The organism is Streptomyces sp. NPDC087787 (assembly GCF_044743035.1).
Taxonomy (GTDB): domain Bacteria; phylum Actinomycetota; class Actinomycetes; order Streptomycetales; family Streptomycetaceae; genus Streptomyces.
On sequence record NZ_JBIUVQ010000015.1, the window covers coordinates 208,681 to 226,577 of the forward strand.

Here is a 17,897-nt window from a genome sequence, read left to right on the forward strand (position 1 = left end):
AGCCATGGATGTCCGAAGGACTTCGTTCAGTCCCCGAACGGGCGCGCCGTCCCGTAACGAGATGGCCCCCTTTGGCGCATGATGGAAGGACACGCGCGGTCCGGGGGAGGTCCCAGTGTCGTACCAGCCGTCGTACCCGTCATGGCAGCCGATGCAGCCGATGCAGCCCTGGCAGCGGGGACAGGGGGTCCCGCAGCCGTGGCAGGGCGCGGGCAGCCCGTCGATGCTGGCCTCCCACGCCGACCGCGAGCGGGCCGTGGACGTGCTCAGGGCGGGATTCGGCGAGGGCCGCCTGGACGAACGGGAACTCGACCAGCGCATCGCACGGGCGTACCAGGCGCGTACGGTCGGGGAGCTGGCGCTGCTGGTCGCGGACCTGCCGCAGGGGCCGGTGCCGCTCACCTCCGGGGTGGCCCCGATCGCGCCGTCCACGTTCCTGCCGGTGCCGCCGCCCACCAACGGCAAGGCCGTCGGCTCCCTGGTCTGCGGGGTGCTCACGCTGATGACGGCCGGTGTGACGGGCCTGCCGGCGGTGGTCCTGGGACACGCCGCCCGCGCGGAGATGCGCCGCACCGGGGAGGGCGGTGACGGCCTCGCGCTGGCCGGGCTGGTCCTGGGCTGGCTGTCCGTCGCGGGCTGGGCGGTGGTCCTGACCCTGCTCGTCATCGCCGGGATCGCGGGGTCGGGATGACGCGGGCATTCCGCTGTTCGAAGATCACATTCCGTGAATTCGGAGATCGCCCGAGGGTCCCGGACTTGACAAGCCGCACGGGGCGCGGCGGGCGGGGCCCATTTGTTTTGACCACAGCGAATGAGGTAGGTACGCTCAGACCTTGTGCCTGGGGTGTGCCCTGGCTTTCGTGCGTGCCTTCAAACCGCACCGGGAGTCGTTGACGGCCACCGTGATCTGCGCCTCTTTCTGCCTTGCGGTGGGAGTCAGCGGGATTCGACACTCCCGACCGCGTGGGTCGGCGGTGTTCCAGGTTAGCTGTACCCATCGGCACACAGAAACCGGAGAAGTAGTGCCTACGATCCAGCAGCTGGTCCGCAAGGGCCGGCAGGACAAGGTCGAGAAGAACAAGACGCCCGCACTCGAGGGTTCGCCCCAGCGTCGTGGCGTCTGCACGCGTGTGTTCACGACCACTCCGAAGAAGCCGAACTCGGCCCTCCGTAAGGTCGCGCGTGTGCGTCTGACCAGCGGCATCGAGGTCACGGCTTACATTCCGGGTGAGGGACACAACCTGCAGGAGCACTCCATCGTGCTCGTGCGCGGCGGCCGTGTGAAGGACCTGCCGGGTGTTCGCTACAAGATCATCCGCGGTTCGCTCGACACCCAGGGTGTCAAGAACCGCAAGCAGGCTCGCAGCCGTTACGGCGCCAAGAAGGAGAAGTAAGAATGCCTCGTAAGGGCCCCGCCCCGAAGCGCCCGGTCATCATCGACCCGGTCTACGGCTCTCCTCTGGTGACCTCGCTGATCAACAAGGTGCTGCTGAACGGCAAGCGCTCCACCGCCGAGCGCATCGTCTACGGTGCCATGGAGGGTCTGCGTGAGAAGACGGGCAACGACCCGATCATCACGCTGAAGCGCGCGCTTGAGAACATCAAGCCGACCCTCGAGGTCAAGTCCCGTCGTGTCGGTGGCGCCACCTACCAGGTTCCGATCGAGGTCAAGCCCGGTCGTGCCAACACCCTGGCGCTGCGCTGGCTGGTCGGTTACTCCCGCGCCCGTCGCGAGAAGACCATGACCGAGCGTCTGCTCAACGAGCTCCTCGACGCCTCCAACGGCCTCGGTGCCGCGGTGAAGAAGCGCGAGGACACGCACAAGATGGCCGAGTCCAACAAGGCCTTCGCGCACTACCGCTGGTAGTCGCTACCCCATCGAGAACCGAGAGAAGACTGAAGCCTTATGGCTACCACTTCACTTGACCTGGCCCATGTCCGCAACATCGGGATCATGGCCCACATCGACGCGGGCAAGACGACCACCACCGAGCGGATCCTGTTCTACACCGGTGTGTCCTACAAGATCGGTGAGACCCACGAGGGTTCCGCCACGATGGACTGGATGGAGCAGGAGCAGGAGCGTGGCATCACGATCACCTCTGCTGCCACCACCTGTCACTGGCCGCTGGACAACGTCGACCACACGATCAACATCATCGACACGCCGGGTCACGTCGACTTCACCGTCGAGGTGGAGCGCTCCCTGCGTGTGCTCGACGGTGCCGTGACGGTGTTCGACGGCGTCGCCGGTGTCGAGCCCCAGTCCGAGACGGTGTGGCGTCAGGCGGACCGCTACGGCGTTCCCCGCATCTGCTTCGTGAACAAGCTCGACCGCACCGGTGCCGAGTTCCACCGCTGCGTCGACATGATCAAGGACCGCCTGGGCGCGCAGCCGCTGGTCATGCAGCTGCCGATCGGTGCCGAGGCCGACTTCAAGGGCGTTGTGGACCTGGTCCGCATGAAGGCGCTCGTGTGGTCCGCCGAGGCCGCCAAGGGCGAGATGTACGACGTCGTCGACATCCCGGCCACGCACACCGAGGCCGCCGAGGAGTGGCACGGCAAGCTGATCGAGGCCGTCGCGGAGAACGACGAAGAGATCATGGAGCTGTACCTGGAGGGCAACGAGCCCACCGAGGAGCAGCTGCACGCCGCGATCCGTCGTATCACCATCGCGTCCGGCAAGGCCTCCGAGACCACGATCACCCCGGTGTTCTGTGGCACCGCGTTCAAGAACAAGGGCGTTCAGCCCCTGCTCGACGCGGTCGTGCGCTACCTCCCCACGCCGCTCGACGTCGAGGCCATCGAGGGCCACGCCGTGGGCAACGCGGAAGAGGTCATCAAGCGCAAGCCGTCCGAGGACGAGCCGCTGGCCGCGCTCGCGTTCAAGATCATGAGCGACCCGCACCTGGGCAAGCTCACCTTCGTCCGGGTCTACTCGGGCCGCCTGGAGTCCGGCACCGCCGTGCTGAACTCCGTCAAGGGCAAGAAGGAGCGCATCGGCAAGATCTACCGCATGCACGCCAACAAGCGTGAGGAGATCCCGTCGGTGGGCGCCGGTGACATCGTCGCCGTCATGGGTCTGAAGCAGACCACCACCGGTGAGACGCTGTCCGACGACAAGGCCCCGGTCATCCTGGAGTCCATGGACTTCCCGGCGCCGGTCATCCAGGTCGCCATCGAGCCCAAGTCGAAGGGCGACCAGGAGAAGCTGGGCGTCGCGATCCAGCGCCTGGCCGAGGAGGACCCGTCCTTCCAGGTCCACTCCGACGAGGAGACCGGCCAGACCATCATCGGCGGTATGGGCGAGCTGCACCTCGAGGTGCTGGTCGACCGCATGCGCCGTGAGTTCAAGGTCGAGGCCAACGTCGGCAAGCCGCAGGTCGCCTACCGCGAGACCATCCGCAAGGCGGTCGAGCGGGTCGACTACACGCACAAGAAGCAGACTGGTGGTACCGGCCAGTTCGCCAAGGTGCAGATCGCGATCGAGCCGATCGAGGGCGGCGACGCCTCGTACGAGTTCGTGAACAAGGTCACCGGTGGTCGCGTTCCGAAGGAGTACATCCCCTCGGTCGACGCCGGTGCCCAGGAAGCGATGCAGTTCGGCATCCTGGCCGGCTACGAGATGACGGGCGTCCGCGTCACGCTTCTCGACGGTGGCTACCACGAGGTCGACTCCTCCGAACTCGCGTTCAAGATCGCCGGTTCGCAGGCCTTCAAGGAGGCCGCGCGCAAGGCCAGCCCCGTGCTGCTCGAGCCGATGATGGCCGTCGAGGTCACCACGCCCGAGGACTACATGGGTGAGGTCATCGGCGACATCAACTCCCGCCGTGGCCAGATCCAGGCCATGGAGGAGCGGGCGGGTGCCCGTGTCGTGAAGGGCCTCGTGCCCCTCTCGGAGATGTTCGGCTACGTCGGCGACCTCCGCAGCAAGACGTCGGGTCGCGCAAGCTACTCGATGCAGTTCGACTCCTACGCCGAGGTTCCGCGGAACGTCGCCGAGGAGATCATCGCGAAGGCCAAGGGCGAGTAACTCACCCGAGTTCCAGCCTTTAGGCTTGACTCCGGAGCCTCTCGGGGCATTCCACGGATTCGCGGCCATTCGCCGCACACCCGGAGGAATGCCCCGGAGCTCCGGGCCATCCAGCAAAGATCACCTGGCGCCGATGAGTAAGGCGTACAGAACCACTCCACAGGAGGAACCCAGTGGCGAAGGCGAAGTTCGAGCGGACTAAGCCGCACGTCAACATCGGCACCATCGGTCACATCGACCACGGTAAGACGACCCTCACGGCCGCCATTACCAAGGTGCTGCACGACGCGTACCCGGAGCTGAACGAGGCCACCCCGTTCGACAACATCGACAAGGCGCCCGAAGAGCGCCAGCGTGGTATCACGATCTCCATCTCGCACGTCGAGTACCAGACCGAGGCGCGTCACTACGCCCACGTCGACTGCCCCGGTCACGCGGACTACATCAAGAACATGATCACCGGTGCCGCCCAGATGGACGGCGCGATCCTGGTGGTCGCCGCGACCGACGGCCCGATGCCGCAGACCAAGGAGCACGTGCTCCTGGCCCGCCAGGTCGGCGTGCCGTACATCGTCGTCGCCCTGAACAAGGCCGACATGGTGGACGACGAGGAGATCCTGGAGCTCGTCGAGCTCGAGGTCCGTGAGCTCCTCACCGAGTACGAGTTCCCGGGCGACGACGTCCCCGTCGTCAAGGTCTCCGCGCTGAAGGCCCTCGAGGGCGAGAAGCAGTGGGTGGACTCCGTCCTCTCCCTGATGAACGCCGTCGACGAGGCGATCCCGGCGCCGGAGCGCGACGTCGACAAGCCGTTCCTGATGCCGATCGAGGACGTCTTCACCATCACCGGTCGCGGTACGGTCGTCACCGGCCGCATCGAGCGTGGTGTCCTCAAGGTCAACGAGACCGTCGACATCATCGGCATCAAGACGGAGAAGACCACCACCACGGTCACCGGCATCGAGATGTTCCGCAAGCTGCTCGACGAGGGCCAGGCCGGTGAGAACGTCGGTCTGCTGCTCCGTGGCATCAAGCGCGAGGATGTCGAGCGCGGCCAGGTCATCATCAAGCCGGGTTCGGTCACGCCGCACACCGACTTCGAGGCCCAGGCCTACATCCTCTCCAAGGACGAGGGTGGCCGCCACACGCCGTTCTTCAACAACTACCGTCCGCAGTTCTACTTCCGCACGACGGACGTGACCGGCGTGGTGACCCTCCCCGAGGGCACCGAGATGGTCATGCCGGGTGACAACACCGAGATGAAGGTGGAGCTCATCCAGCCCATCGCCATGGAAGAGGGCCTGAAGTTCGCCATCCGCGAGGGTGGCCGTACCGTGGGCGCCGGCCAGGTCACCAAGATCCTGAAGTAAGCTCACCGGCTTGCTGAAGGGTCCCCCGACCCGGTAGCTCCATCGCGAGCATCGGAAGGGCCCGTACGACTCCGGTCGTACGGGCCCTTTCGCGTACCGGCTCGCGGGTTCGTCTCCCCGGTGCACAACGGCGCGGCGGGGTTCAGGTGTTACGAAACTATTCGGCGTGCGCGACCCCTGGTTCACCGCAGGCCCCTCCTCCAACATTTGTCATGCCACTGACCAAATTCAGGTGTGAGGGGTGTGCCATGTCTGCGCACGTCAGCCGGAGAGCCGTCCTGGGCGCGAGCCTCGCCGCGGTGCCGGTGCTGTCGTCGGGTGCTGTGGGTGGGGCGGCTTCCGCCTGGGCGGCCGGGAACGAGGGCGGCGGCCCGCGGGTGACGGATCCGGGTGCCTATGTCTCCTTCGCACCCCGTGAGCCGAAACCGGGCTCGTTCTCCCTGGTGGGCGCCCCGGTCGTGGTCAGTGCCGACGACCACACCGGAGTCGTCCGGGCCGCGGGGGATCTGCGCGACGACATCCAGCGGGTCACGGGCGTACGACCGGGCCGGACCATCGCCCGCGACGCCGTGCTGGTGGGAACGATCGGCCGCAGTCCGCTGATCGACGGCCTGGTGAAGTCGGGGAAGCTGGACGTCACCGGGGTGCGCGGCCGCTGGGAGACCTCGCTCCAGGCGGTGGTCGACCACCCGATGCCCGGCGTCGACCGCGCGCTCGTCATCGCGGGCAGCGATCCTCGCGGCACGATCTTCGGGGTGTACGACGTCTCGTACGGCATCGGGGTCTCGCCCTGGTACTGGTGGGACGACGTGCCGCCGGTGCGCCGGAACCGGGTGTGGATCCTGCCCGGCCGGCACACGCAGGGCACCCCGGTGGTGAAGTACCGCGGCGTCTTCATCAACGACGAGAACCCGGCCCTGGGCACCTGGGCACCCGCCTACTTCGGACCGGGCAAGGCCCCCGGCCGGCCCGGCGGCTTCAACGCCGACTTCTACGCCAAGGTCTTCGAGCTGCTGCTCCGGCTGAAGGGCAACTACCTCTGGCCGGCGGTGTGGGGGCGCGCCTTCGCGGAGGACGACCCGGAGAACCACAAGCGGGCATCGGAGTACGGGATCGTCATGGGCACCTCCCACGAGGCGCCCATGATGCGCGGTATCGAGGAGTGGAACCGCCACGCGGGCGGGGGCAAGGACCCCTACGGCGGCAACGGCGAGTGGTCGTACGTCCGCAACTCCGAGGCGATCAAGGCGTACTGGCGGGACGGCATCCGGCGCATGGTCGACGAGGGCTTCGAGGGCGTCGTCACCCTGGGCATGCGGGGCAACGGCGACACCAGCCTGCCCGACGGCGACGGCATCGAGCTGATGCAGGAGATCATCGCCGAGCAGCGCCGCATCATCGAGGAGATCACCGGCCGGCCGGCCGCCGAGACCCCGCAGGTGTGGACCCTCTACAAGGAGGTGCAGCGCTACTGGGACCGCGGTCTGCGCGCCCCGGACGACGTGACGGTCGTCCTCACCGACGACAACTGGGGCAACATCCGCAAGCACCCCGACCCCGCGGAGCGCGACCGCGCCGGCGGATACGGCCTCTACTACCACTTCGACTACGTCGGCGCCGGCCGCAACTACAAGTGGGTCGACACGGCGAACCTCACCAACCTCTGGGACCAGCTCCACCAGGCGCACGCCTACGGCAACCACGGCCTGTGGGTCACCAACGTCGGTGATCTGAAGGGCAACGAACTGCCCACGGAGTTCTTCCTCAACTACGCCTGGAACCCGGACAGCTGGCCCCAGGAGCGACTGAAGGAGTGGGAACGCCGCTACGCCGCCCAGAACTTCGGGGATGCGGACTCCGGGCCGATCGCGGAGGTCCTGGCCGCGTACGGCCGGCTCCAGGCGCGCCGCAAGCCCGAGCTGCTCAACCGCCGGATCACCCTCCGGGACGGCGAGGTCGTCTACGACGACCAGCAGACCCCGTACCACTTCGCCCACCGCGAGCTGGAGCGGGTCACCGAGGAGTGGAAAGCCCTGGCCCGCAAGGCCGACCGGGTCGCCCGCAAGCTGCCCGCGCGGACCCGGGACGCCTGGTTCGAACTGGTCGGCTACGAGGTGGAGGCGACCGCGAACCTCTACGACCTGCGGCAGGCCGAGTTCACGAACCTCCTCTACGCCAGGCAGGGCCGGGCGGCCACCAACGGCCTCGCGGCGCAGGCGGAAGCGGGTCTGAAGCGGGACTTCGCGCTGGCCGACCGCTTCAACCACGAGGTGGCCGGGGGCAAGTGGAAGGGCTTCCAGACCCAGCCGCACATCGACTACGGGGACGTGGAGCGCTACGGCCCGAACGCGGGCTGGCAGCAGCCGGAGATCGACAACGTGGCGATCCCGGACGTCCTCTTCCCCGCGGTCCGGCGCATCGAGGTGCCGCGCGCCGCCGAGCTCGGCGTCTCGGTGGACGGGGCGGAGGACACGGGGAGCTGGTGGCCGGGAGGGGCGACGACCGCGGCGCGGCTGCCCTCCTTCAGCCCGTACCAGACCCGCCCGCAGCAGTACGTGGAACTCTTCAACCGCGGCCGCACGCCCTTCGACTACCGGATCCAGTCCTCGGCCCCGTGGCTGCTGGTCGACCGCGCCCGCGGCCGGGTGGACGAGCAGGTGCGGGTGGAGGTCCGGGTGGACTGGCGCCGGGTTCCGGGCGGCCGGGCGGAGGCGAAGCTGACGATCTCGGGCGCGGGTACGACGGTGACGGTCGCCTGCACGGCGGAGAACACCTCGGCGCGGCTGGCGCAGGGCTTCGTCGAGGCGGGCGGCTATGTGGCGATCGACGCGGAGCACCACGACCGCGTGGTGGGGGAGTGGCGCCGCCTGGACGGCGTCGGCCGCACCACCTCGGGCATGACCCCCTGGCCGGTGACGGCCCCTCGCCGCACCCCTGGTGCCGTGAGCTCCCCGCGCCTGGAGTACGAGGTGACCCTCCTCTCCGCGGGCGAGGTGACGGTGTGGGCGGAGGTGTCCCCGAGGAACCCGGCCCTGCCGACCGGCGGACTGCGCTACGGGATCTCCTTCGACGACGCCGCACCGCGGACGGTGGACATCAACGCGGCCACGGGCGCGGACGACGGCACGATGAACACGGCGTGGGCCCGCAACACCTCCGACAACGTGAACCGCACCGCGACCCGGCACAGGATCACCCGCGCCGGGGCGCACCGCCTGAAGTTCTGGACCGTCGACCCGACGGTGGTCCTGCAACGCCTGCTGATCGACACGGGCGGCCTGCCGGACACCTACCTCGGCCCACTGGAGAGCCGGCGGGTGTAGGGCGGCTCGCCACCCCTTCCCCCGCGGCCGTGCCGGGGCAACCGCCCGGCTCGGCCGAGGGGAGGACCGACCGGTCGGTAAGCTCGCCGTGGCACACGACGAGGGGGCTGGGGTGGGGATGAGAGCGGTCCGGGCCGAGCGGCGGCGGCAGGCGCGCAAGCAGCGCCGGGAGCGGGTCGAGGAGCTCGCCGGGGCGATGACGGCGCCCCAGGCGCCGCTGGTGTGGCGGGCCGGGTGGCGCGGGAAGGCGGCGGCCGCGGTCGTCTGCGCCCTGTTCGTCACGCTGGCCGAGCACCCGGCCGGGGCGGGCCTGGCGCATCCGCGGCCGGGTGACCTGCTCTTCGCGGTGTGGTCGTCGCTGTTCACGGGCTGGGTGATCTCCGTGCTCGCACTGTGGCGCGTCACCGCGGACCAGGACGGCGTGTACATCCGCCGCCTGTGGTCCACACGGCTCCTGCCGTGGTCGACGATCACCCGCGTGGAGATGCGGCACGACGGACAGCTGGAGTTCTTTGGCCGTCACACGCCGGAGCCCCTGGCCGGTCTGTTCGCGCCGCCCTGGATGGGCCGTGCCGCCCGCTCCGGCCGGGGCAGCCGGGCAGCCGACACGCTGAGTGCCATGGCACTCCACGACGATCTGCGCCCCGCGGTCCGGGTCGAGCGACGGCCGGCCGGTACAGGATTCGCCCCGTGGATCGTCCTGCTGGGCGTCGTCATGTACCTCGCGGTCGAGTTCCTGCCTCACTGGCCCCTGGCCTAGCTAAGCGCCCCCGGGAAAGGTCGTACCAGCCGATTTTTCGGAATCTTTATCTCACATCATGGACCGAAGGTGCTGGGTCACTGGCCAGTGCATCGATCCAGGGGTAACACTGAAGGGTCGGCCGTTTTCCCGGATGCCCACTCCCGGGTCGGCCGAGTTCCTGCGCGCGGCAACGGCGCCGAGCGTTCATCACCGGCTGCAGGCCGGTAGTAGCCGTGCCAGAAGGGGACCCTGTGACGACCCGACCCGACACCAAGACCCAGCTCACCTCCCTGCTCGCCGAGATCGAGCGCCGCAATCCGGCCCAGCCCGAGTTCCACCAGGCCGCTCACGAGGTACTGGAGACGCTGGCGCCGGTGCTCGCGACCCGGCCGGAGTACGCGGAGGCAGGGCTCGTGGAGCGGTTGTGCGAGCCGGAGCGGCAGATCATCTTCCGGGTGCCGTGGCAGGACGACCACGGCCGCGTGCACGTCAACCGCGGTTTCCGGGTGGAGTTCAACAGCGCGCTGGGCCCGTACAAGGGCGGTCTGCGTTTTCACCCGTCCGTGAACCTCGGCGTCATCAAGTTCCTCGGCTTCGAGCAGATCTTCAAGAACGCGCTGACCGGGCTCGGCATCGGCGGCGGCAAGGGCGGCAGCGACTTCGACCCGCACGGCCGCAGCGACGCGGAGGTCATGCGGTTCTGTCAGTCGTTCATGACGGAGCTGTACCGGCACATCGGCGAGCACACCGACGTGCCGGCCGGTGACATCGGCGTCGGCACCCGCGAGATCGGCTACCTGTTCGGCCAGTACCGGCGGATCACCAACCGCTGGGAGGCCGGCGTGCTCACCGGCAAGGGCTCGAACTGGGGCGGGTCCCTGATCCGGCCGGAGGCCACCGGGTACGGCAACGTGCTCTTCGCGGAGGCGATGCTGCGCGAGCGCGGCGAGGAGCTGGAGGGCCAGTCGGCGGTCGTCTCCGGCTCCGGGAACGTCGCGATCTACACCATCGAGAAGCTGACCGCCCTCGGCGCGAACCCGCTGACCTGCTCGGACTCCAGCGGGTACGTGGTCGACGAGAAGGGCGTCGACGTGGAGCTGCTGAAGCAGGTCAAGGAGGTCGAGCGCGGCCGGATCAGCGAGTACGCCGAGCGCCGGGGCGCCTCCGCGCGGTTCGTGCCCGGCGGGCGCGTCTGGGACGTCGCGGGCGACGTGGCGCTGCCCTCGGCGACCGAGAACGAGCTGGACGAGAAGGACGCGGAGACGCTCATCCGCAACGGCGTGAAGGCCGTGTCCGAGGGCGCGAACATGCCGGCGACGCCCAAGGCCGTGCACCTGTTCCAGCAGGCCGGCGTGGCCTTCGGCCCCGGCAAGGCGGCGAACGCGGGCGGGGTCGCGGTCAGCGCCCTGGAGATGGCGCAGAACCACTCCCGTACGGCGTGGACGGCCACCCAGGTGGAGCGGGAGCTGGCCCTCATCATGAGTGACATCCACACCACCTGCCACGAGACCGCCGAGCGCTACGGCGCCCCCGGCGACTACGTGACCGGCGCGAACATCGCCGGCTTCGAGCGGGTGGCCGACGCGATGCTCGCCCAGGGCGTCATCTGACGGCTTCCCCCCCGCCCGCGATCGTCCGGTGTTCCTCCGGCCGGTCGCGGGCGGCGGTGGGCCCGGGCCTCCGGAGTCGTCCGGGCCCGGCGGCCGGCTCCCTGCCGGGCGCCGCGAGCCGGTGAACCATTTTCCAGTCACGGCGCTGGGGGACGTCCACTCCGGTGGTCGGGGCGCCCTCCTCGGCAGTGGGAACGCTGTCTGTCAGGAGACCGTCCACCAGGTGGTTGATGAGCACGAGCCGCAGGGCGTGCTCTCACCGTTGGCGACGACCCGCCGGTCGAGCAACGGCGTGGCGGCGAAGACGACGAGGGCCGCCTGCCGGGCGCCGAGGACGGGAGCGGGCCGGTCGTAGAGCTTTCCCAGGTGGGCCGCGCCGGCTCCGATCACACCGCTGACCGTCGAAGTCCATTGCCAAGTCCGACAGTTCAGGCTGCCGCACTGGCGTCAAGGCCGGCGTTGCGGCAGTCGCGGCAGTAAGCCCCCGAGTGCGGAGTACGGATCGCGCGTTCGCAGCCCTCGCAGTTGTGGAACGGAGGAGGGGCGGCGGGTCCGCCGCCGGACGGCGGTGTGGAGGGCGGAGGAGGCAGCGGCGGCAGCAGTTCGGTGAGGCGGTGGGTGAGCAGGGCGGCCGGGTGGCGCAGCGGCTCACGGGGGAGGTTCGCGGTCAGGGTGTGGCGTACGGCGTCGGGGTGGGCACCGCGCTCGAGCCAGGCGGCGACGGCTGGGGCGAGTTGGCGGACGGCCCGCTCGGAAAGGAGGAGGCGGGGGTCGTGGTGGTGGAGGCTGGCGAGGAGGGCGGTGGCGGTGCGGTGGCGGTCCAGGTCGGGGGTTCGGGGTTCGGGGAGTGGGGGCTTGGGTGCGGGTGGGGGTGTGGGGGCGAGTTCGGCCTCGGCTGTGGTGTCGGGGGTGGTCTCAGGTGCGGCTTCGCCCGTGGGCTCGAATTCGGGCTCGGGCTGTTGAGACTGCGGCGGGGGTACGTCGTTCGGAGGCGGCGGGGAGGGCGCCTCGGCGGGACCGGCCCGGCTGGGCTGGGGCTGGTTGTACGAGACCGTGTACGTGACGATGCGGCCGCTGGGAAGGCGCTCGCGGATGCGGGCCAGGTAGCCGTGGGCTTCCAGTTCACGCAGGGCGGCGGCGATACGGGTCTCGCCCTCGGGGAAGTGGGCGGCCAGGGACTTGATGTCGACGCGGGTGCCGGAGCGCAGCGACTGCAGGTGGCAGGCCAGGCCGATCGCGGTGAGGGACAGCCGGCGGTGCTGGGTGAGATGGTTGCCGATGATCGTGAAGCGGCTGGTGTGCGGGGTGTTGATGTGGGTGATCCCGCGCGGATTGAGGGGCTGCGCGCACGAGGGCACGCTAAGGTGCTGGGTATCCATCGGGAAGCTCCAGACTTCCTCGGTGGTCAGGCCCTCGATCGGGATTGCCGTCCCGGCCGGGGGCCGTCGCATGTCTGCGGTGGTGTGGTCGTGGCGAGCATATGCCAGCGAACCGGGCGGAAATCCAGCTCAATTGGCCATCGCCACTCTTCCGGGTGACGGGCGGTGATGGGGAGGTCTGGCGGGGTGGGTTGGGTTTGGTGGGTCTTCCCCCCAAGGTCCTCTCAAGCATTGATCACGCGCTGGGCCGCGTCGTGAGTCACCGGGGCGAGATGGATCGCGATCCGGTGGGCCTGGTCGCCACTTCGGCCCAGACGGTCTTGCGCGGGGGCGGGCCGGGGACGACTCCCCAGCGGTCGGCGAGGGCGTCCACGAGAAGCAGTCCACGGCCGGACTCGGCGTCGTCGGCGGCGTGTTGGGGGCGCGGGAGCCGGTCACCGCGCGTGTCGGTGACCTCGATACGGAGGGTGGCGCCGACGACGTACAGCAGGAGCCGGAAGTCCCGGCCGGGTACGCGGCCGTGGGTGACGGCGTTGGTCGCCAGCTCCGCGACGATCAGCTCCGCAGGGTGCGACGGCAGCCCCCACGTGCGCAGTTGCTCGGTAGCCAGCAGCCGGGCGAGACGGGCGCCGCGAGCCGTGGCGGACAGCTGAAGGCTGAGGTTTCGAACGGGGGCGGCAAGTCGGGGCGTGGGGCCACTGATTTCGTGATTCACGTCACTCAGCGTGGCGGAACCTGCTTCCGTGGATGAGTGACAACGCCTGCACGTACCGTCACTGTCCCGGCTTTTGTCTCGGCTGTCTCGGCTGTCTCGGCGTTGTACGAGTACGCGTACGCGTCGAAGGAGGAGCCGTGGACGAGGGTGTCGACGAGGCGGGTTGGGATGTCGAGCCGGGCGACGAGATCGAGCCGGTGGTGCAGGCCGTGGGTCGCCTGCTCAAGGTCTGCCGGGAGGCGGCCGGGGTGAGCGTGTCCGAGCTGGCGGCCACCTTCGGGTACGGCGAGGACATGATCCGCAAGATGGAGCGCGGGGCGCGTATTCCACGTCCGGAGTACCTGGACAGGGCGGACCGGATCCTGAAGGCGCAGGGGCACCTGAGGGCCTTCATGGAGGATATGCGCAAGGCGCGGTATCCGAAGAAGGTGCGGCAACTGGCCGAGCTGGAGGAGCGGTCCGTGGAGATGCTGCTGTACAGCAACCACAACATCCATGGGCTGTTGCAGACGGAGGAGTACGCGCGGGCGCTGCTTCGCACCTGGCGTCCGGCCTACTCGCCGGACGAGCTGGAGCGCATGGTGGCTGCTCGCATGGCGCGGACGTCCGTCTTCGAGCGCTCGCCCGCACCGGAGTTCGGCTTCGTCCTGGAAGAGGTGACGCTACGCCGCCCGATCGGGGACACAATGGTCCTGCGCCGACAGCTCGAACACATGCTGGAAGTGGCGAAGTTGCCGTTCGTGGAGCTTCAGGTGATGCCGACCGCCCACGCGAACCACCCTGGAACGGGGGGCCGTATCCAATTGCTGAAGTTCGCGGATGGTACTGGGATGGGGCGCGCCGACGGTGACTTCGGAGGCCGCCCGGTATCGCACCCCAGGCAGCTCCGCGTCCTCGACCTGCGCTATGGCATCATCCGGGCTCAGGCGCTCACGCCAGAGGAGTCTCTGGTCTTCATCGAGCAAACGCTGGGAGAACTATGAGCACGCCGGAACTCCACTACTGGTTCAAGAGCAGTTACAGCGACAGCAGCAACGGCAACGACTGCATCGAAGTCGCCCCCACCCTCACCACCGTCCACGTCCGCGACTCCAAGAACGCATCCGGCCCGCGGCTGGCGCTCACGCCGGAGGCGTGGGCGGACTTCGTGACCTACGCGTCGCGGAGCTGACCCTCCGACGGGCGCACCCCACGCGAAGCCGGAGTCTCGCGTGGGGGGTTCCGCGCCGGCGGTGGATCAGTCGGCGTCTTCGATGATGTCGAGCGGCGGAAGGTGCCTGACCATCTCGATGGTGGCGAGACTGACCGTCACGATGCGCCTGAGCAGGTCGACGATGTAGCGCGGGTCGTCGGACCAGTCGTTCGGATCGTTGACGATGCCGGACTTGGGGTCGGTCTTCACCTGGTAACGGTCGATGATCCACTCGACCGCGGAGCGCGCCCCGAGCTGGTACTCGTACGCCTCTTCCGGGATGTTCTCCAGGGTGATGTGGTTGTTGTAGACGATCCGCGTCCGATCCTGAACGCCCCTGGTCTTGGGGATCTTCATCTTGGTCACCCGGAACAGCTCGGCCTCGGGCATGTCCGGGCGGGTGTTGCTGAGCGAGATCACGATGCCGCCGAAGGGCTTCGCCGACTCGTAGTTGATGTGCAGCTCGGAGAGCCGGCGGCCGGCTTCGGCGAAGGCCTGGAAGGCGCGCACCTTGGGGATACGCGGCAGGGACTTCTTCAGGTCGGCGGCGTATGCCTCGCGGTAGGCGGGGGAGTGGAGGAGCCCGTAAACGTAGAAGAAGATGTCGTCCCTGGTGAGACTGGAGTCCGTGTCGGCGTACGTCTTGCGGTACGCGGCGAGGGTGGCATCGGTGATGTTGTCGACGCGTTCGTAGGCGGCACCCCCGTCTTCGCCGCCGAAGTCGAAGCCGCCTTCAACAGTGAGCTCGCGGTAGGTTTAGCGGGCAAAATGCGGCCCTACGCTTTTGGTTCCGACTGCGTGGAGGTCGGGAATGGCATCCGTCATCAGCACCGAGAAAGGCTCTTCGGAGCCGGTGCCGGTGATATAGAAACCGAAGTTCTCGTGGTCCGGCGTCGGGAACAACTGCGGCATTTTGCCAGGACGATGGTTGAGACCCCTGTCGAAATATGCCATTTGGCGATTGAATGGGCGGTGTACTGGCATAGTGATGCGTTCCGGGGCAAACTTCACTCGTTTGCCTTGTGTCAGCTTCGAGATCAGGCTCGAGGACCAGCTGATTCGTTTCGCGTCACGGTCGATGAAGTGGTCCACATCGGCAACTTGGGGCTGGGCGATGCCCGAAGCCGTGCAGTGCTCGTGGAATCCAGTCACCTGTTCGTTGAAGAAGTCCACCATCGACTCGACGTTGTCGAGGAGCCGCTGCTCGGAGAAGTTGTAAACCCAGGGGTCACGATTGGTCTGAAGCCCTGCCGAGTGAAGCGCAAAGACGCCTCTACTGTCCCGGGCGGCGGTCTCACTGATAGGAGCGAACGTCGCGAACCGCTCGTCCCGCTGGTTGATCCAGTCCCCGTCCGCGTTCGGCGTGATCTGCTGCCACTCCACCGAGTCCAGGCTCTGCCCGTTGATGATGCCGAGCTTGTCCTCGCGGCTGAGGTAGTTGCCGATGTCCCGGTAGAACAGCCCGCGCGGCGCATCCGTACGGCCGCCCTTGACCAGGACGATCACGGCGACCGTGTTGCGGCTGCCGGAGCCGAAGATCTTGCCGCCCTCCTTGCGGGACAGCTCCCCGGCCGTGCGCTGGTTGCCCCGCAGGTTGTAGCAGTAAACCGCGTCGAACTCGTCCGTCAGGCACTTGCGCACGCCGTCCGCGGTGTTCCCGTCGATGTAGCCGCCGTTGGAGACGAAGGCCACGACGCCCTCGTCCTTGATCCGGTCCGAGGCCCAGCGGAGGCGCGCAGATAGGAGTCGTACAGGGAGTTCTTGTTCTTCGCCGTCGACCTGGCCGCGTAGGTCTCCTGGATGCGGCTGTCCAGCGACTCGTACTTCAGGTTCTGATTGTCGTCGTTCTGGCTGTCCTGCCCCACTGAATACGGCGGATTCCCCAGCACGACCCGGATGTCCTGCCCCATCTGCTTCCGCGCCCGCTCGCTGTTCCCGGACAGCACGTCCCCGAACAGCCGCCCTCCCTCGGACTCCGCGAGCTGGAAGGTGTCCGTCAGCACGATGCCCTCGAAGGGGATGTACGCGTCCCCGGCGCTGTCCCCGGTCTGCGCGTACCGATCATGGAACGCGGCCTCGACGTTGACCGCCGCGATGTAGTACGCGAGCAGCACGATCTCGTTGGCGTGCAGCTCCCGCGTGTACTTGCGCAGCAGGTCTGCCGGCTTGATCAGGCCGGACTGGAGCAGCCGCACCACGAACGTGCCGGTGCCTGTGAAGGGATCGAGTACGTGCACGCCCTCGTCCGACAGTGATTGGTCGAAGTGCCGCTCCAGCGCCTGGTCGGCCGACCGCAGGATGAAGTCGACGACCTCCGTCGGTGTGTAGACGATGCCGAGCGAGTCCGCCGTCTTGGGCAGAGCCGTCTTGAAGAACTTCTCGTACAGCTCGGTGATGACGCGCTGGCGGCCCTCGTGGTCGGTGATGCCCTCCGCGCGGACCCGCACCGACTCGTAGAAGCCCCGGAGGGTCTTCGTCTCCGCCGAGATGGTGTCGTCGTCCAGGACGTCCAGCATCCGCTGCATCGCCTGCGAGACGGGGTTGTGGTCGGCGAACGCGTAGTCCTGGAAGAGCGCGTCGAAGACCGGCTTGGTGATCAGGTGCTGCGCGAGCATGTCGATGGCGTCGGAGTCGGTGACGCCGGGGTTTATGTTCGCCCGCAGTTCGTCCGTGAACTCCTTGAACGCCGCCGCCTTGTGTGGATCCACCAGGCCGGCCCTGATCCGGGCGACGTGCCGCTCCGCGATCAGCGCGATGTCCTTGGCCCACTGCTCCCAGTAGGTACGCTCGCCGACCTTGTCGACGATCCGGGCGTAGATGGCCGTGCGCCACGCCTCGTCGAACTCGAGGCGGTCCTGGACGTACTGGGCGGACTGCTGTTCCTGGTCCTTCTTGGCCTGCGCGCTCTCCTCCGTGCTGCTGCCGTCCTTGTCGCCGACCGACTCGTCCCCTGCGCCGATCGCGCCGATCCCGATCGTGTTCGGGGCCTTCTTGTTGAGCTCGATCTGGTTGACGGACGCGTTGAACCGGTCGTCGTGGGCGCGCAAAGCCTGGAGGACCTGCCAGACGGTCTTGAAACGGCGGTTGTCCGCCAGGGCCTCCTCCGGGGACATCCCGGCGGGCGCGGCGACCGGCAGGATGATGTATCCGTAGCGCTTGCCGGGCGCCAGTCGCATCACGCGGCCGACGGACTGCACGACGTCGACGACGGAGTTGCGCGGCTGGAGGAAGAGAACCGCGTCCAGGTTCGGGACGTCGACGCCCTCGGAGAGGCAGCGGGCGTTGGACAGGATGCGCCCTGGCCGCTCGCGGCCCGCTCGGCCGCCAGCCGCTCCACGATCTTCAGACCGGTGAAGGTCTTGCCGGTGCCACAGGCCATGATCAGCTTGCCGCGGTCATGCTCCGCGAAGCCCTGGAACACCGCGTTGATGGCCTCGCGCTGGTGAGGACGGGGAGACTTCTTGCCCCGCAGGGACAACTCGACCCGCTCCGCGTCGCCGCTCGCGGGTAGCCGCCACTCCACCCGGCTGGCGGCA

The 17,897-nt window shown here is 68.4% G+C and carries 15 protein-coding genes and 1 pseudogene; 10 read left to right on the forward strand and 6 right to left on the reverse strand.

Annotated features, from left to right (window positions below; genetic code table 11):
• Window positions 1-151: 151 nt before the first annotated feature.
• The 8 genes from ACIOWN_RS24150 (at window position 152) to gdhA (ending at window position 11,075) form a co-directional block, all read left to right on the forward strand.
• Entirely contained in the window at window positions 152-691 is a 540-nt protein-coding gene (locus ACIOWN_RS24150; RefSeq protein ID WP_401983325.1) for a DUF1707 and DUF4190 domain-containing protein, read from the forward strand.
• A gap of 331 nt (window positions 692-1,022) precedes the next feature.
• Window positions 1,023-1,394 carry a 30S ribosomal protein S12 gene (rpsL, locus tag ACIOWN_RS24155; protein ID WP_003948652.1) on the forward strand — a complete coding sequence of 124 codons (372 nt, stop codon included), beginning with the start codon at window positions 1,023-1,025 and terminating at the stop codon, window positions 1,392-1,394.
• Between the two features lie 2 nt (window positions 1,395-1,396).
• Entirely contained in the window at window positions 1,397-1,867 is a 471-nt protein-coding gene (gene rpsG, locus ACIOWN_RS24160; protein ID WP_003992340.1) for a 30S ribosomal protein S7, read from the forward strand.
• A 39-nt stretch (window positions 1,868-1,906) separates the two neighbouring features.
• A complete protein-coding gene (gene fusA / locus ACIOWN_RS24165) occupies window positions 1,907-4,033 on the forward strand; it encodes an elongation factor G (protein WP_362356921.1) in 2,127 nt (708 codons plus the stop codon).
• Window positions 4,034-4,206: 173 nt separating this feature from the next.
• Window positions 4,207-5,400, forward strand: coding sequence for an elongation factor Tu (gene tuf, locus ACIOWN_RS24170; RefSeq protein ID WP_362356919.1), 1,194 nt, complete (start codon window positions 4,207-4,209; stop codon window positions 5,398-5,400).
• A 248-nt stretch (window positions 5,401-5,648) separates the two neighbouring features.
• Window positions 5,649-8,723, forward strand: coding sequence for a glycosyl hydrolase 115 family protein (locus tag ACIOWN_RS24175; protein WP_362356917.1), 3,075 nt, complete (start codon window positions 5,649-5,651; stop codon window positions 8,721-8,723).
• A gap of 118 nt (window positions 8,724-8,841) precedes the next feature.
• Window positions 8,842-9,483 carry a PH domain-containing protein gene (locus tag ACIOWN_RS24180; RefSeq protein WP_362356915.1) on the forward strand — a complete coding sequence of 214 codons (642 nt, stop codon included), beginning with the start codon at window positions 8,842-8,844 and terminating at the stop codon, window positions 9,481-9,483.
• 233 nt (window positions 9,484-9,716) lie between these two features.
• Complete coding sequence (gene gdhA / locus ACIOWN_RS24185; RefSeq protein ID WP_362356913.1) at window positions 9,717-11,075, forward strand: NADP-specific glutamate dehydrogenase; 1,359 nt, start codon at window positions 9,717-9,719, stop codon at window positions 11,073-11,075.
• Between the two features lie 204 nt (window positions 11,076-11,279).
• Here the strand turns inward: gdhA and ACIOWN_RS24190 are convergent, their stop codons facing one another.
• The 3 genes from ACIOWN_RS24190 to ACIOWN_RS24200 form a co-directional block, all read right to left on the reverse strand.
• Window positions 11,280-11,465, reverse strand: coding sequence for a hypothetical protein (locus ACIOWN_RS24190; protein ID WP_362356911.1), 186 nt, complete (start codon window positions 11,463-11,465; stop codon window positions 11,280-11,282).
• A gap of 38 nt (window positions 11,466-11,503) precedes the next feature.
• Window positions 11,504-12,454, reverse strand: a complete 951-nt coding sequence (locus ACIOWN_RS24195) for a helix-turn-helix domain-containing protein (RefSeq protein WP_401983326.1) — start codon at window positions 12,452-12,454, stop codon at window positions 11,504-11,506.
• A gap of 259 nt (window positions 12,455-12,713) precedes the next feature.
• On the reverse strand, window positions 12,714-13,169 hold the full coding sequence (locus ACIOWN_RS24200; protein WP_362356907.1) for an ATP-binding protein: 456 nt from the start codon (window positions 13,167-13,169) through the stop codon (window positions 12,714-12,716).
• A gap of 137 nt (window positions 13,170-13,306) precedes the next feature.
• On the opposite strand from ACIOWN_RS24200, the gene ACIOWN_RS24205 reads away from it, so the two are divergent.
• Both ACIOWN_RS24205 and ACIOWN_RS24210 read left to right on the forward strand, forming a co-directional pair.
• Entirely contained in the window at window positions 13,307-14,152 is an 846-nt protein-coding gene (locus ACIOWN_RS24205) for a helix-turn-helix transcriptional regulator (RefSeq protein ID WP_362356905.1), read from the forward strand.
• The gene (locus tag ACIOWN_RS24210) at window positions 14,149-14,340 is read left to right on the forward strand and encodes a DUF397 domain-containing protein (RefSeq protein ID WP_362356903.1); all 192 of its coding nucleotides are present in this window, start codon (window positions 14,149-14,151) and stop codon (window positions 14,338-14,340) included. The genes ACIOWN_RS24205 and ACIOWN_RS24210 overlap by 4 nt, the downstream gene beginning before the upstream one ends.
• Window positions 14,341-14,406: 66 nt before the next feature.
• On the opposite strand, the pseudogene ACIOWN_RS24215 reads toward ACIOWN_RS24210, so the two are convergent.
• From ACIOWN_RS24215 to ACIOWN_RS24225, 3 genes and pseudogenes are all read right to left on the reverse strand, one after another.
• Window positions 14,407-16,053: pseudogene (locus ACIOWN_RS24215) on the reverse strand (type ISP restriction/modification enzyme).
• Complete coding sequence (locus ACIOWN_RS24220) at window positions 15,987-17,558, reverse strand: N-6 DNA methylase (protein ID WP_401983318.1); 1,572 nt, start codon at window positions 17,556-17,558, stop codon at window positions 15,987-15,989. The pseudogene ACIOWN_RS24215 and the gene ACIOWN_RS24220 overlap by 67 nt, the downstream one beginning before the upstream one ends.
• Window positions 17,537-17,884, reverse strand: a complete 348-nt coding sequence (locus tag ACIOWN_RS24225) for a DEAD/DEAH box helicase family protein (protein WP_401983319.1) — start codon at window positions 17,882-17,884, stop codon at window positions 17,537-17,539. Before ACIOWN_RS24225 ends, ACIOWN_RS24220 begins: the two co-directional genes overlap by 22 nt.
• Window positions 17,885-17,897: the final 13 nt, after the last annotated feature.